General features: G+C 69.0%; 12 protein-coding genes. 1 reads left to right on the top strand and 11 read right to left on the bottom strand.

What is annotated here, in order from left to right; translation table 11 throughout:
- Window positions 1–59: 59 nt before the first annotated feature.
- The 5 genes from V1318_RS10445 to coxB form a co-directional block, all read right to left on the bottom strand.
- Window positions 60–938, bottom strand: coding sequence for a cytochrome c oxidase subunit 3 (locus V1318_RS10445; protein ID WP_332939599.1), 879 nt, complete (start codon window positions 936–938; stop codon window positions 60–62).
- 56 nt (window positions 939–994) lie between these two features.
- A complete protein-coding gene (locus V1318_RS10440; protein ID WP_332939598.1) occupies window positions 995–1,594 on the bottom strand; it encodes a cytochrome c oxidase assembly protein in 600 nt (199 codons plus the stop codon).
- Entirely contained in the window at window positions 1,591–1,728 is a 138-nt protein-coding gene (locus V1318_RS10435; RefSeq protein ID WP_332939597.1) for a hypothetical protein, read from the bottom strand. The genes V1318_RS10440 and V1318_RS10435 overlap by 4 nt, the downstream gene beginning before the upstream one ends.
- A gap of 267 nt (window positions 1,729–1,995) precedes the next feature.
- Window positions 1,996–3,615 (bottom strand): cytochrome c oxidase subunit I, encoded by a 1,620-nt coding sequence (gene ctaD / locus V1318_RS10430; RefSeq protein WP_332939596.1) that lies wholly within the window; start codon window positions 3,613–3,615, stop codon window positions 1,996–1,998.
- 27 nt (window positions 3,616–3,642) lie between these two features.
- On the bottom strand, window positions 3,643–4,527 hold the full coding sequence (coxB, locus tag V1318_RS10425; protein ID WP_332939836.1) for a cytochrome c oxidase subunit II: 885 nt from the start codon (window positions 4,525–4,527) through the stop codon (window positions 3,643–3,645).
- A gap of 502 nt (window positions 4,528–5,029) precedes the next feature.
- Between coxB and putA the strand changes: the two genes are divergently transcribed.
- On the top strand, window positions 5,030–8,239 hold the full coding sequence (gene putA, locus V1318_RS10420; protein ID WP_332939595.1) for a bifunctional proline dehydrogenase/L-glutamate gamma-semialdehyde dehydrogenase PutA: 3,210 nt from the start codon (window positions 5,030–5,032) through the stop codon (window positions 8,237–8,239).
- 64 nt (window positions 8,240–8,303) lie between these two features.
- Here putA and V1318_RS10415 read toward each other — a convergent pair whose 3' ends face one another.
- From V1318_RS10415 to V1318_RS10390, 6 genes are read right to left on the bottom strand one after another with little or no spacing between them, the layout of a single operon-like run.
- On the bottom strand, window positions 8,304–9,518 hold the full coding sequence (locus V1318_RS10415; protein WP_332939594.1) for an MFS transporter: 1,215 nt from the start codon (window positions 9,516–9,518) through the stop codon (window positions 8,304–8,306).
- A complete protein-coding gene (locus V1318_RS10410; protein WP_332939593.1) occupies window positions 9,515–10,372 on the bottom strand; it encodes a DUF364 domain-containing protein in 858 nt (285 codons plus the stop codon). The genes V1318_RS10415 and V1318_RS10410 overlap by 4 nt, the downstream gene beginning before the upstream one ends.
- A 24-nt stretch (window positions 10,373–10,396) precedes the next feature.
- Window positions 10,397–11,665 (bottom strand): ATP-grasp domain-containing protein, encoded by a 1,269-nt coding sequence (locus V1318_RS10405; RefSeq protein WP_332939591.1) that lies wholly within the window; start codon window positions 11,663–11,665, stop codon window positions 10,397–10,399.
- 12 nt (window positions 11,666–11,677) lie between these two features.
- Window positions 11,678–12,724: a pyridoxal-phosphate dependent enzyme gene (locus tag V1318_RS10400; protein WP_332939590.1), complete on the bottom strand. Its 1,047-nt coding sequence runs from the start codon at window positions 12,722–12,724 to the stop codon at window positions 11,678–11,680.
- Window positions 12,721–13,653, bottom strand: coding sequence for a hypothetical protein (locus V1318_RS10395; protein ID WP_332939588.1), 933 nt, complete (start codon window positions 13,651–13,653; stop codon window positions 12,721–12,723). The genes V1318_RS10400 and V1318_RS10395 overlap by 4 nt, the downstream gene beginning before the upstream one ends.
- 28 nt (window positions 13,654–13,681) lie before the next feature.
- Entirely contained in the window at window positions 13,682–15,625 is a 1,944-nt protein-coding gene (locus V1318_RS10390; protein WP_332939587.1) for a TonB-dependent receptor, read from the bottom strand.
- Between the last annotated feature and the right edge of the window lies 1 nt (window position 15,626).

Below are 15,626 nucleotides of genomic sequence, written 5' to 3'. Positions count from 1 at the left end.
CGTAGGGATTCGGTCTTCGCCCTTGCGAATCCCGAATCCCTATTCCCGAATCCCGGCCGTCAAAGCACGTAGACGAACAGGAACAGGCCCAGCCAGACCACGTCGACGAAGTGCCAGTACCAGGCCACCGCTTCGAACGCGAAATGGTTGTCCTTGTCGAAATGGCCCTTCAGGCAGCGGAACCAGATGATCGCCAGCATCAGGGTGCCCAGCGTCACGTGCGCGCCGTGGAAGCCGGTGAGCATGAAGAAGGTCGAACCGTAGATGCCCGAACCCAGGGTCAGGTTGAGTTCCTTGTAGGCGTGGATGTACTCCTCGGCCTGGTAGAACAGGAACAGGCAGCCCAGGGCCACGGTCAGGCCCAGGAACACCAGCAGCTGCTTGCGGTGACCGGCCTTCAGCGCGTGGTGCGCGATGGTCACGGTGATGCCCGAAGTCAGCAGGATCATGGTGTTGAGCAGCGGCAGGCCCCAGGCCGGGATGGTCTCGAACACGCCGCCCACGGCGCCCGGGCCGTTGGTCGGCCAGCCGGCGGCATAACCGCTCCACAGCAGGCTGTTGGTCATCACGCCGTCGCCTTCGCCGCTGAGCCACGGCAGCGCGAACTGGCGGGCGTAGAACAACGCACCGAAGAAGGCCGCGAAGAACATCACCTCGGAGAAGATGAACCACATCATGCCCATGCGGAACGAGATGTCGACCTGACGGTTGTAGTGGCCGCGCACCGACTCGCGGATCACGTCGCCGAACCAGCCGAACAGCACGCCGCACATCAGGGCCAGGCCGACGAAGAAGGTGGGCTTGCCCCAGCTGACTTCGTTGAGCCAGCTGGCGATGCCGATCATGGTGGTGAACAGGGCGATCGAACCGAGGAACGGCCAGCGGCTGCTGTGCGGCACGAAGTAGGTGTTGGCGTCTGGCGTGTGTGCTTGGGCCATGGCGGCGTTCCGTTAGGTTCGGTACTGATGAAGGGGCGTGCGCGGCGGAACCGGGATCACGGCGCCGACAGCGGCGACGTCGGCGTTTTGGCCGCCGAGCCCTGCTGCTGCGCAGTGAGCACATCGTTCTTGAAGAAGGTATACGACAGCGTGATCGTGTTGACGTCGGCCGGCAGGTTGGGATCGACGATGAAACGCACCGGCATGTCGCGCTTCTCGCCCGCCGCCAGGGTCTGCGCGGTGAAGCAGAAGCATTCGGTCTTGCTGAAATAGCCCGACGCGCGCGCAGGCGCGACCGACGGCACGGCGCTGCCGACGATGGTGCGATCGCTGTCGTTGTGGGCGTAGTAAGTGGTTTCGTACTGCTGGCCCGGGCGCACCTGCATGGTGACCTGGTTGGGATGGAACGACCACGGCAGCTTGGAATTGACGCCGCCGTCGAACTGCACGGTGACCATGCGCGCGCCCTTGGTCCGGGCCTCGTTCACGCTCTCGGCGGCGGTGCGCTCCAGGCGGATGCCGAACACCTTCTCGCAGGCGATGCGGTACAGCGGCACCAGGGTGAAGGTGAACGCGAACGCGGCCAGCGCCACCAGCACCAGCTTCACCAGGCCGGCGGTGTTCTTCTTGCTGCGATCGTCGCTGCCGGCGCTCATTTCGCGGCCACGCCGATGTTGCTCAGGAGGAACACCACGTAGACCGCCACCGCGATCGCCGCCGCCCACAATGCGGTACGCCGCGCGCTCTTGCGGCGCGCGTCCATATCCGAGTTGTCAGGCGTCTTGTTCATACGTTTCCTAGTACCCGGAAGGCCGGCCTTGGAGCCCCCTGAGTTAGGGGGCGGCCTTGCTTCGCGCAGCGGAGCAAGGCGGGGTATGGCATGCAATCCGAATCTATCCGAAGCAGTGTTTCTCGAGCTACTTATGCGTAAGGCCCCAAGAGCCCCCTTAAGTTAAGGGGGCGGCCTGCTCCGCGCAGCGGAGTAGGCGGGGTTGTGGGATGCAATCCGCATCAATCCGAAGCAATGTTCTCCGAGCTCCTTACTGCGGCGTAAGCCTCAGTGGGTGATGTCGCCATGCGCCAGATCGCCATCGCGAATCACCGGCGGCGTGCTGAAGGTGTGGTGGGGCGCCGGGCTCGGCACGGTCCACTCCAGGCCCTTGGCGCTTTCCCACGAACGGGCTTCGGCCTTGGCGCCGTACTTCTTCGAATGCCACAGGATGCCCAGCATCATGAACGGCGTCAGGAACATGCCGAAGGCGCCGATCGAGCTGACCAGGTTCCAGTCCGCGAACACCACGTTGTAGTCCGGGATGCGGCGCGGCATGCCGGCCAGGCCCAGGAAGTGCTGCGGGAAGAACAGCAGGTTGACGAACACGATCGTCCACCAGAAATGGAACTTGGCGGCAGTCTCGTTGTACATGCGGCCGGTCCACTTCGGCCACCAGTAATAGACCGCGGCGATGATCGAGAACAGCGCGCCGGTCACCAGCACGTAGTGGAAGTGCGCGACCACGAAATAGGTGTCGTGGTACTGGAAGTCGGCCGGCACGATCGCCAGCATCAGGCCCGAGAAGCCGCCGATGGTGAACAGGATCACGAACGCGATCGCCCACAGCATCGGCGATTCGAAGCTGATCGAACCGCGCCACATGGTGGTGACCCAGTTGAACACCTTCACGCCGGTCGGGACCGCGATCAGCATGGTCGCGAACATGAAGTAGATCTCGCCACCCAGCGGCATGCCGACGGTGAACATGTGGTGCGCCCACACGATGAACGAGAGGAAGGCGATCGAGGCGGTCGCGTACACCATCGCCTGGTAGCCGAACAGCGGCTTGCGGCTGAAGGTCGGGATGATCTCCGATACCACGCCGAAGGCCGGCAGGATCATGATGTAGACCTCGGGGTGACCGAAGAACCAGAAGATGTGCTGGAACATCACCGGGTCGCCGCCGCCGGCCGCGTTGAAGAACGAGGTGGCGAAGAACTTGTCGGTCAGCAGCATGGTCACGGCGCCGGCGAGCACCGGCATCACCGCGATCAGCAGGAACGCGGTGATCAGCCAGGTCCAGCAGAAGATCGGCATCTTCAGCAGGTCGATGCCCGGCGCGCGCATGTTGAGCACGGTCGCGATCACGTTGATCGCGCCCATGATCGAGCTGATGCCCATCATGTGGATGGCGAAGATGGTGAAGGCGACGTTGTTGCCGCCCTGCAGCGACAGCGGCGGGTACAGGGTCCAGCCGCCGGCCGGCGCGCCGCCGTCCAGGAACAGCGTCATCAGCAGCAGGCTGAAGGCGAACGGCAGGATCCAGAACGACCAGTTGTTCATGCGCGGCAGCGCCATGTCCGGCGCGCCGATCTGCAGCGGGATCATCCAGTTGGCCAGGCCGACGAAGGCCGGCATCACGCCGCCGAAGATCATCACCAGCGCGTGCATGGTGGTCATCTGGTTGAAGAACTCGGGATTGACGAGCTGCAGGCCCGGCGTCGCCAGTTCGGCGCGGATGATCACCGACATGCCCGCGCCGATGATGAACATCACGAAGCTGAAGATCAGGTACAGCGTGCCGATGTCTTTGTGGTTGGTCGAGAAGAACCAACGCTCGATGAAGCCCTGCTGGTGGGCGTGATGATCATCGTGATGATCGGCGACGGGGTGCGTGGCTGCCATGGCCTACCTCTGAGAATGCTTTGACGATCAGCCGGCGACCGCGGGAGCGGCCGTGGCGTCGGTGTTCTGGTTGCCGGCCGTCGCGGGCGCCGGAGCGGCTGCGGCCGGCGCGGCCGGAGCGGCGGGCGCCGCGGCCGGAGCGTTCTTGGCCTGCTGCTCGGCGAGCCACTGCTGGTACTCGGCCTTGGGCACGGCGCGCACGACGATCGGCATGAAGCCGTGATCCTTGCCGCACAGTTCGGCGCACTGGCCGCGGTACACGCCCGGCGCTTTGATCTCGGTCCAGGCTTCGTTGACGATGCCCGGGATCGCGTCCTGCTTCCAGCCCAGCGCCGGCACCCACCACGCGTGGATGACGTCGTCGGCGGTGATCACGAAGCGGATCTTGGTGTCGGTCGGCAGCACCAGGACATTGTCGACGTCGAGCAGGTAATGCTCGTGGTCGGCCTGGGTGACGGTCTTCTTGCCCTGGCGCAGCGTGTCGCTCTTGCGGTCCAGGCGGCTGGTGAACGAGACGTTCTGGCCCAGGTAGTCGTACTTCCACATCCACTGGTAGCCGGTGACCTTGACGGTCATCGCCGATTCGCGGGTGTCGTACATCTTGATCAGCTTGCTGGTCGCCGGGAACGCCATGGCCACCAGCAGCACCACCGGGACCACGGTCCAGATGATTTCCAGCTTGGTGCTGTGGGTGAAGTCCTTGTCCGGCACCGCGCCCTTGGAATGGCGGAACTTGAACATCGCCACGGCCATCGCGCCGAACACCAGGATGCCGATCACCACGCAGATCCACAGCGCCATCATGTGGGCTTCGTAGGCGTTGACCGACTGCGCGGTGACGCCGCGGCCCATGTTCAACTGCCACGGCTTGGGATCGGCCGCCTGAGCAAATGCAAGGACCGGCACCGCCATCGCGGCGACACCCACTGCCCACTGCTTGAAACGACCGGCTTTCATCAGTTCGAGCCCCGAAAATCGTAGAAGGTTGCGTTGTCTGCTCCGCGGGCTGCCCCTCCCGGCACCGGCCCGGCCAGGCGCTGGCGAGGGGGAACCGTCCGGAAGGAGGTGGCTGGCGAGCCCCGTCCAGGGCCCATCACGCCGGTGACGGCGCTACGGATAATCCGCGAAATGGTAGCCTCCGACCCGCTCTGCGGCAACCCGCGAGGCGTTCACGCAGCCGCTGCGGGCCTTGCGCAAACGGCCTGATGCGGCCGTCGCAGCGACCTGCGGACGGCTCCGCGGCCCGCGCTGGGGCCGACTCGGCGACGCCGCCCGGAGCGCCCGCCAGCGGCCCGTGCGCACCCGCACGGCGACCCGATGCGCAAGCGGTGCCGCCGACAGCCCGGATACGACAGACCGGATTGGACCGAAAGCTCTAAACTAAGCGGCTCCCCTCCGCTGCGCTGCGGTCCGAATGACCATCGACTCCTCCTCCGACGCCGCCGACGGCCCGCCGCCGCGCGCGCTGATCAGCCCCGAACTCCCCCCGGCCCCGGCCGCCCCGCGCGCGGCGATCACCGCCGCCTGGGTGCGCGACGAAGCCCAGCACGTGGGCGACCTGCTGGAGCAGGCGCGCCTGCCCGAGGCCGACCGCCAGTCCGCGCAGGCCACGGCCGCCGACCTGGTCGCCCGGGTCCGCACCCGCGCCCAGGACCAGGGCGCGATCGAAGCCTTCATGCGCCAGTACGACCTGGGCAGCGAGGAAGGCGTGCTGCTGATGTGCGTGGCCGAGGCCCTGCTGCGCATCCCCGACCAGGACACCGCCGACAAGCTGATCCGCGACAAGCTCGGCGAGGCCGACTGGAAGCGCCATCTCGGCCAGTCCGACTCGGTCCTGGTCAACGCCTCGACCTGGGGCCTGATGCTGACCGGCCACCTGGTCGACCTGGCCGACGACACCAAGCGCGACGTCCACAACGCCTTCAAACGCCTGATCGGCCGCGTCGGCGAGCCGGTGATCCGCCTGGCCGTGCGCCAGGCGATGCGCATCATGGGCCACCAATTCGTGATGGGCCGCACCATCGGCGAGGCGCTGTCGCGCTCGCGGAAGGGCGACAACGCCAGCTACCGCTACTCCTTCGACATGCTGGGCGAAGGCGCGCTGACCACCAAGGACGCGCTGCGCTACCTGGAGGCCTACCGCCAGGCGATCCACGCCATCGGCAAGAGCGGCCCCGGCGGCCACTACCTGCAGCACGACGTGTTCGCCGCGCCCAGCATCTCGGTCAAGCTGTCGGCGCTGCACCCGCGTTACGAGCACGCCAAGCGTGCGCGCGTGTTCGCCGAACTCACCCCGCGCGTGCTGGAGCTGGCGCAGCTGGCCAAGAGCTACGGCATCGGCTTCACCATCGACGCCGAAGAAGCCGACCGCCTGGAAATGTCGCTGGACGTGATCGCCGCGGCCTACGCCGACAAGTCGCTGGACGGCTGGCAGGGCTACGGCCTGGCCGTGCAGGCCTACCAGAAGCGCGCGCCGGAGGTGATCGACTTCCTCGCCGATCTCGCCCGCCGCACCGGCCGCCGCATCCCGGTGCGCCTGGTCAAGGGCGCCTACTGGGACAGCGAGGTCAAGCGCGCCCAGGTCGACGGCCAGCTCGGCTACCCGGTGTTCACGCGCAAGCCCAACACCGACGTGTCCTACCTGGCCAACGCGCGCCGCATGCTCGACGCCAGCGACGCGATCTACCCGATGTTCGCCACCCACAACGCGCAGACCATCGCCACCGTCCACCGCATGGCCGCCGGCCGCGCCTTCGAATTCCAGAAGCTGCACGGCATGGGCGACGACCTCTACGCCGAGGTCGTGCCGGCCGATCGCCTGGACGTGCCCTGCCGCGTGTACGCGCCGGTGGGCTCGCACGAGGACCTGCTGCCCTACCTGGTGCGGCGCCTGCTCGAGAACGGCGCCAACTCCAGCTTCGTCAACCGCATCACCGACGAAGACATCGCCATCGACGACCTGATCCGCGACCCGATCGACACGGTGTCGGCGTTCACCAGCATTCCCCACCCGCGCATTCCGCTGCCGGTCGACCTGTACCGCAGCTACGGTTTCGAGAGGACCAATTCCATGGGCGTCAACCTCGCCAACGATCAGCAACTGCAGACCCTGGCCGAGCAGGTCAACGCCGCCGTGGGCGACTGGCGCGCCGCGCCGCTGGTGCCGGGCGCCAACGCCGCCGGCCCCGACATCGCCGTGACCAATCCGGCCGACCGCCGCGAGACCGTGGGCCAGTGGCGCGCCGCCGACGCCGCCACCGTCGAGCTGGCGCTGAAGAACGCGGTCGCCGCGCAGGAAGCCTGGGACGCGACCCCGGCCGCCAGCCGCGCCGCCATCCTCGAGCACGCCGCCGACCTGCTCGAACAGCGCATGCCGCAATACATCGCGCTGTGCGCCAAGGAAGCCGGCAAGACCATCCCCGACGGCATCGCCGAAGTGCGCGAGGCAGTCGACTTCCTGCGCTACTACGGCCAGCAGGCGCGCAAGCTGTTCGCGCCCGAGGCGCTGCCGGGCCCCACCGGCGAGTCCAACACCCTGCACCTGTCCGGCCGCGGCGTGTTCGTCTGCATCAGCCCCTGGAACTTCCCGCTGGCGATCTTCGCCGGCCAGATCGCCGCGGCGCTGGCCGCTGGCAACAGCGTGATCGCCAAGCCCGCCGAGCAGACCAACCTGATCGGCTACTACGCGGTCAAGCTGCTGCACGAAGCCGGCGTGCCGGAAGCGGTGCTGCAGTTCCTGCCCGGCGACGGCGCCACCGTCGGCGCGGCGCTGACGAAGGACCCGCGCGTGGCCGGCGTGGCCTTCACCGGCTCCACCGACACCGCGCGCGCGATCAACCGCGCCCTGGCCGCGCGCGACGCCGCGATCGGCGTGCTGATCGCCGAGACCGGCGGTCAGAACGCGCTGATCGCCGACTCGTCCTCGCTGCCGGAACAGCTGGTCAAGGACGCGATCGGCTCGGCCTTCACCTCGGCCGGCCAGCGCTGCTCGGCCGCGCGCGTGCTGTTCGTGCAGGAAGACATCGCCGACAAGGTGACCTCGATGCTGGCCGGCGCGATGGCCGAGCTCAAGGTCGGCGACCCCGGCCTGCTCTCCACCGACGTCGGCCCGGTGATCGACGAGGACGCGCTGAAGATGCTCAACGAGCATGCCGCGCGCATGGACAAGGAAGCGAGCAAGATCGCCGAGGTCGCGCTGGACGCCGACAGCGCCCACGGCAGCTACTTCGCCCCGCGCGCCTACGCGCTCAAGTCGCTGGACCAGCTGCACAAGGAAGTCTTCGGCCCGGTCCTGCACGTGATCCGCTGGAAGGCCGACCAGCTGGACGCGGTGATCGACGCGATCAACGCCACCGGCTACGGCCTGACCCTGGGCATCCACTCGCGCATCGACGAGACCATCGAGCGCATCGCCGCGCGGGTCAAGGTCGGCAACTGCTACGTCAACCGCAACCAGATCGGCGCGGTGGTCGGCGTGCAGCCCTTCGGCGGCCAGAACCTGTCCGGCACCGGCCCCAAGGCCGGCGGCCCGCACTACCTGCCGCGCTTCACCACCGAGAAGACGATCACCGTCAATACCACGGCGGCGGGCGGCAACGCTTCGCTGCTGACGTTGGGCGACTGATAGGCGGGCGACAACTCGCGACATCGAGAAGCCCCGCGCGATGCGGGGCTTTTCGTTTGCGGGCTCAGGACAATGCGGCCTGCACGCGCGGCTGACGGCCGCGCAGCAGCGCCGACAGCCCGAACGCGCTGGCCAGGCCGATCGCGCAGAACACCGACCACGGCAGCCACGGCCAATGCCGCGCCGCGGCCACGTCGATCAGCCAGCCGCCGGCGATGTTGCCGATGCCGCCGCCCACCGCCAAGCTCAGCGAGCTCACGCCCAGGTAGGTGCCCAGGGCGCGAGCGTCGGCCATGTCGGCGATCAGGGTCTGCTGGGTCGGTCGCGTCATCACCGCGCCGATCGAGAACGCGGCGACGCAGGCCAGGAAGGCGGCGAATCCCGACACCAGGCCGATCGCGCCGGTCGCCAGCGACATCAGCACCACGCCTGCCACCAGCACCTGCGCCTGCGTCCAGCGCCGTTCCAGCCAACGCACCAGCAGGTACTGCAGGGCCACGGTCAGGCCGGCGCTGACCGCGAACATCAGACCGACGCTGGCGACGTCGCCGGTCAGGCGCTGCGCGAGCAGGGGAAAGCTGATGTTGATCTGGATGGCGAGGAACCAGTACAGCACCATCAAGCCGACCAGGCCCAGGAACGGTTTGTCGCGCAGCACCAGGCCCAGGCCGCGGCTGGGCAGCGCGCGTTCGGGCATCTCCACGCGCGGCAGCAGCGCCAGGGCGACGACGAAGTTGGCGGCGAAGCAGGCCGCCGCGACCAGGCACACCACGCGGAAGTCGAAGCGCAGCAGGGCCACGCCGATCAGCGGGCCCAGCGTGGTCGCCACGCCGCTGACCCAGTTGCTGATCGCGTAGTAGCGCGGCCGCGTCTGCGCCGTGGTCAGGGCCGCGATCGAAGCCTGATACGGGGCCTCGAACAGCGCACCGCCCAGGGCCGACACCACCATCGCCGCCAGCAACGCGGGCAGGTCGCCGGCGAAGGCCAGGCCGGCGAAACCCAAGGCGCGCAGCAGCACGCCCAGGCAGATCATGCGGCGCGCGCCGTAGCGGTCCGAAAGCAGGCCGCCGACCAGGGCCAGGCCCTGCTGGGTCAGCTGACGCACGGCCAGCGCCAGGCCGACCGCGGCCGCGGCGAAGCCCAGGTCGTTGACGTAATGCACCGCCACCAGCGGCATCAGCATGGCGAAGCCGCTGACCATGAAGAAGGTGTAGACCAGCAGGCCGTTGAGGCCGCGCCGGCGGCCGCGCTCGTCCAAAGGCGGCGCCGATGCGCTCATGCCGCCGCGCACGCGCCGTCGTCGTAGCCGGGCGCGCGGTACAGATGGATCGGGGTGGGATCGGCGCTGAACTGCGAGAACGGGAACGGTTCGGCCGAGACCGCGGCGACGCCGTGGCCGAGGAAGCGCGGCACGATCGCGCTGCCGGTCTGGGCGTAGACCACCAGCGGCACCGCGCGCGCGCGCAGCGTGGCCAGGATTTCGTCGAAGGAGCCGTTGCTCAGGGTCATGCCGGTGGCGATCACCAGATCGGCCTGGGCCAGCACCGGGCGCATGTCGCGTACGACCTGCGTGCCGTCCTGGGTGCGCTCGAGATTGAAATCGCAGGGCAGGCAGACGCCACCGCGCGCGAGGATCGCCGCCACCAGCGGATTGACCACCCCGATCAGGCCCACCCGCATGCCCGGTTCGATCCGCAGCAGGCCGGCGATGGCCTCGTCGCGCGCTTTCGCGCGCTGCAGGGGCGTGCCCTGTGGCAGCAGGAAGCGCTGCGCGCGCGGTTGCTCGTGGTGCGGACAGGTCAGCGACAGGTAAGCGTCGAGCGCGGCCACCTGCACCGGCGTGCGCGGATCGCGCAGCAGCTCGGCGACGCTGCGGCCGGACAGCTCCTCGGCGACGACGGAGTCGAGCTGCTCGCGTTCGAGGCAGCAGCCGCCGAATCCTGCCTCCACCCGCAGCACGAGATAGTAGTTGCGGTACTTGGTGTCGGTGCCCGGGAACTGGGTGCTCTGGCGGACCCAGAAGGCGCCGACCGCGTGCAGGGTCTCGGGATCGGGGCCGTATTCGCCACGCAGTACGGCACGGATGAGGTCGGCAACGGACACCGGGGCGGAGCAAGACGAATCGATGGGCATGGCGTTCTCGAGGATGGCGTGGCGTCAGGCGTTCGGGGAGGCGGCGTAGTGCAGCCGCACGCGGCCCAGGGCGCGCTCGGCGTGCGCGCGTGCGCCCTGCCCCAACGCGTCGACGGCGACCACGTGGCCCAGGTAGCAGGCGTTATCGATCGGCTCGGCGACGTCGCTGCCGGCGATCGCGGCCAGGCTCCAGCGCGCCAGGTGCGGATCGCTGTCCAGGCTGTCGACGCCTTCGACCGTTTCGACGCGGCCGCCGCGCGGCGGCACCAGGAACTTGATCGCGGCGCTGCTCACGCCGGTGGCGCGGGGGCTGAGATCGGGCTCGCGGCCCAGCGCCAGCTCGATCTGCGCGTCGAGCAGGTCGATGCCGGTCACGCGCTGGATCAGCTCGACGATGTAGTTGCCGCCCGGCCGCGGATTGATCTCGATCACCCGCGGTCCGTCGGCGGTGAGTTTCACCTCGGTGTGGCTGATGCCGTGGTCGTGGCCGACCGCGGCCAGCGCGCCGCGCACCAAGGCCACGACCGCCTCGGCCTGGGCCGGCTGCAGGCGCGCGGGAAACATGTGGCCGTCCTCGATGAAATAGGGAAAGCCGGCCAGGCTCTTGTCGGTGATGCCGATCACCGTGGTCGCGCCGCCGTAGGTGCAGGCCTCGACGCTGACCTCCTCGCCCTGCAGGTATTCCTCCAGCAGCACCAGCGGCACGCGTTCCTGTTCGCGGAAGTTGCGCGGGAACTGTTCCAGCGCATCGTAGGCGTGGCACAGCTCGACTTCGTCGCGCACCAGCCGCACGAAGGCGCTGGAGGCCAGGTCGGTGGGCTTGAGGATCAATGGGTAGCCGATGCGCTGCGCCTCGGCGCGGGTCTGCTCCCAGCCGGCGGTCACCGCGAACTTCGGATTGGGCAGGCCGGCGCGCTCGATCGCCTCGCGCACCAGGTCCTTGCGCCGCTCCATGACCACGTTGGCCGAGAACGCCTGCGGCAGCCCCAGCGCCTGCGCGACCTGGGCCACGGTGTCGATGTAGTAGTCGCAGATCGTGACCACGCCGTCGAATTTCAGGATCGCGTGCTGCGCGCGCAGGAACTCGATCAGCGCCGGCACGTCGTTGGTGTCCCAGCTCAGTACGTGCTCGGCGTGCTCGATGACCGGGTGGATCTCGCGCGTGCGCGGGTCGCGGTAGTGATCGCGGTTGCGGGTCACGAAGCTGTAGCGGTGGCCGAGCCGGCCGATCGCGGGTGGGAAAATGCGGCCGGTGCCGCCGACCCAGCTTTCGATCATCAACAGATGCGCCATGGCGCTGCTCCTTCAGGGGGAATGGGGCTGGGCGGCCTCGGCCGTCACCGGGTTCGGCGTGTAGTCGCGGCGCTGCCAGGCCATCGCCGACCACGGCAGGGCCAGTTCGTCCAGCGCCGCGATCGGCTTGGGCGCGAGCGCGCGCGGATCCAGCGCGTCCTGGTAGTGGGCGAACACGCCGTCGACGTAGCGGTGCCCGGTGTCGGCGGCGACGAACAGCACCTTGCGTTCGGGATGCAGCGCGGCCTCGCGCGCGGCGACCAGATAACAGCAGCCGGTGGACAGGCCGGCGAACACCGCGTGCTCGCGCAGCAGGGCGACCGAGCCGGCCAGGCCGTAGTCGAACGACACCCAGTGCACCTGGTCGTAGAGCGCATGGCGCACGTTGCGGAACGGGATCGAGCTGCCGATGCCGGCGATGATGATGCCGGGATCTTCCAGGTGCTGGCAGCCGAAGGTCAGGCTGCCGAAGGGCTGCACCCCGATCAGCTCGACCGCATCGTCGACCTCGCGCAGCGCGCGCGCGAGGCCGCCGGTGGAGCACCCCGAACCGATGCCGCCGACGATGCTGAGCGCCTCGCAGCCCAGGCTGTCGGCGATGGCCTCGGCCACCGGCGCGTAGCCGTCGTAGTGGATGTCGTCGTGGTACTGCTGCATCCAGTGCAGGCTGGGATCGGCGGCCAGCAGTTCGTGGATGCGCGCCACGCGCAGGCTCTGGTCCAGCTTGAGCGTGGCCTGCGGCTCGACCTGCTCGATGGTCGCGCCGAGGATGCGCAGCTGCAGCATCAAACTGCGATCCACGGTCTTGGAGCCGACGATGCGGCAGCGCAGCCCGAACTTGTGGCAGGCCAGCGCCAGCGCGTAGGCGTAGATGCCGCTGGAGCTGTCGATCAGGGTCGCGCCCGCCCGCACCCGGCCGCTGGCGAGCAGGCGTTCGACCGCGACCAGGGTCGAGTAGACCTTCATGGTCTCGAACCGCGCCACGTACAGGTTGGGCCCCAGCCGGATCAGGTCCGGCGCCTTGATCGCATCGGCGATATGCGCGTGCACGCCCCTCATGGCCCGGTCTCCACGAAACGGCACTGGTGCCCCAGGCCGCGGAAGAAGGACGAGAGCTCGCCCATGCGCGCGGTGCTGGGACGGCGCGCGTAGAGATAGCCGATCAGGCTGCCGGTGTGCGCGACCACGATGCCGTCGGCGCCGAGCGCGCGCCGCCGTTCCAGCAAGGTGTCGAAGGCGCGCTTGGCGATCACGCCCTGGGCCAGCGCGGCGCTTTCGGTGGCGCAGTCGCAGATCGCGCGCACGTCGTGGGCGGCGAAGGCCTGCAGCATGCGGTCGAGGTTGCGGCGGTAGTCGTCGAGGCGGTCGCGATAGTGGCCGAGCAGATCGGCGGCCACGGCTTCGGTCTCGACCGTGCCGCCCTCGTCGATGTAGCAGGCGTGCAGGCGCAGCGCGCGCGGGAAGGTGCGCACCACTTGCTGGCGGCCGCTGAGGTAAAGCGCGTGGCGGTCGAGGAACACGCTGTCGGAACGTTCGATCTCGCGCAGCAGCGCGGCCATCAGCGCCGGCGACGAGCGGATCCCGAACACCCGGTCCAGGCAGCGGATGGTGGCGACGATATCGGCGGTGGAACTGGCCATGCCCTTGCCGGTGGGCAGCTCGGAGTCGTGGCTCCAGCGGCCTGCCGGCAGGCGCTTGCCGTGATGCGCCAAGTACAGTGCCAGCGCCTGCCGGCATTTGTCCTTGCCCGCCAGCTCGGCCTCGATGTCGCCGCCCTCGCCGGGCGCGAAGTGCATCCAGCTGTAGCGCCGTACCGGCAGCGAGATGATGCCGATGTGCAAGTCGCCGTCGCATTCGTACGGCCCCTGCAGCAGTTCGCCCAGGGTGCCGTGGCATACGCCGCTGTGCACCGCCGGCGCGGCATCGGTTGCGCGCAGGCGCGCCGGCGTCGAGGGTCGATCCGGATGTTGCCGTTCCTGGCGCAGCATGCTCGCTGTTTCTCCTTGTCGCATCGGACTAAGCCTCGAAATCGACCGCGAGTTGGACCACGTAGCGACGGCCGTCGGTGAGGCCGAAGCTGTTGTGGCCGTAGAGGTTCCAGGTGTAGGTGTCGCCGACGTTGGCCACCAGCAGGCGCAGGGTCGCCGGGGCGTTGCCGAGCTTGAAGCGGTAGCGCGCGCCGACATCGGCCAGGCTGTAGGCGGGAACGCGGTTGAAGCCGTCGCGCGAGGCCACGCGTTCGCCGTAGTGGCTCATGGCCAGGTCGAAGGACCAGCCCGGCCAGCTCGGCGGGCGATATTCCAGATCGGCGCGCAGCACGCGTTCGGCCTGGCCGATCGGACGCTCGCCGACGCGTCCCTGACGCACCGCTTCGCCGCTCACGCGCGGGCGCATCAGCACCGCGCCGGCGACCAGGCTGAGGTTGTCGCTGGGCCGGCCGCTCAGGCTCAGCTCGACGCCGCGATGGCGGACCTCGCCCAGCGCGCCGTAGACGTTGCGCTCGTCGGTGATGAAGTAGGGTTTGCGCACGTCGAACACGCCGGCCACCAGCTTCATCTCGTTGGGCAAGGTCCAGCGCAGGCCCGCATCGGTCTGGCGGGTACGGATCGCCGGCAGCGCCTGGTTGCGATTGGCCGCGTCGTCGGGCGCGACGCCGCTCTCCTCCAGGCCGCGGGTATGCCCGGCGTACAGCGCGACGCGCTTGCTCAGGTAGGCGGTCAGGGTCGCGCTGGGCAACCACGGATCGTCGCGGGTGGACACGCGCGGCAGGCCGGGCTGGTCGACCTGCTTCTCGTAGCGGGTGCGTTGCAGGCCCAGGCTGAGTTCGCCGACCTCGCGCCAGCGCCCTTCGTAGGCCAAGCCGGCGGTCCATTGCCGGACCTGGTCCTGGGTGCGCGGGCCGAACGCGAAATCGCCGGGGCGCGGCACCGGCGCCGGTTCGCCGAGCCTGCGCCAGCCGTAGTCCAGCGCCGGCGCCGAGCCGCCGTACTCGCTGTGCAGGTCGCGCCCGCGCACGATCGCGTGCAGCACGTGCAGGCGCGGCCCCTGGCTGAAGCTGCGGCTCAGGCGCAGCTCGCCGCTGGTCGAGGCCGAACGCTGGCGCGGATCGGCGATCACCTTCTCGCGCGTGAGCCCGTCGGGCGTGGTGTCCACGAACAGTTCGGCGTAGCCGCTGGGCATCTGGAAGATCGAGCGCACCACGCCGCCGGCCAGCGCCCAGTGCGCACCGAAGCGCGCCTTGGCGATCACGCCGTAGTTGCGGCTGTCGTACTCGTTGTCGCTCCAGGTCTGGCCGAAATGCCGGCGCCGTTCGATCTTGGGCGGCAGGTAGTTGCCGGCGGTGACGATCACCGGCGCCACTTCCTCGTCGCGGCCGCGCGAGATGCTCCAGAACGGCAGGATCTCGACGTGCTCGGACGGCCGCCAGCGCGGCACCACGGCGGCGCGCAGGTAACGCGCGTCGGCGCCGTCGTAATACTCCTCGCGCGCCCAGGCCAGATTGGCGGCGACGCCGAACGTGCCATCGACGATGGGCAGCTTCGCGTCCAGTTCCAGGGCGGGCGCGCCGTAGGCGTTGAGCGCGCCGAGCACGCTCAGCACGCGTCGGTCGCCGGCCTTCTTGAGGCGGTAATCGACGATTCCGGTCGGCGCGGGAAAGGGATAGTTCAGCGCCGACAGGCCGACGCGGATGCTCGAACCCTCGACCAGGGCCGGCGGCACCGTGCCCTGGCGATCGAAGTAGACGCCGTCCATGCGCACGTTGCCCGCTTCCACCGGCGAGAAGCCGCGCACCTGCTTGCTGCTGTACAGGCCGATGCTTTCGTTGCCCAGGGTGGCGCCGAACGCGTCTTCCGCCGCGGTGACCGCGTTGTCGCCGGCGCGCTGCGCCATCGCCGGCGAGGCCAGCGCGCAGGCCAGCGCCAGCCAGGTGGGTTTCATCCGTGCATCGGTACGCGACATG

This window comes from Lysobacter sp. CCNWLW3 (assembly GCF_036697405.1).
Lineage (GTDB): Bacteria > Pseudomonadota > Gammaproteobacteria > Xanthomonadales > Xanthomonadaceae > Lysobacter.
This window is presented reverse-complemented; position numbering and strand designations above follow the sequence as displayed.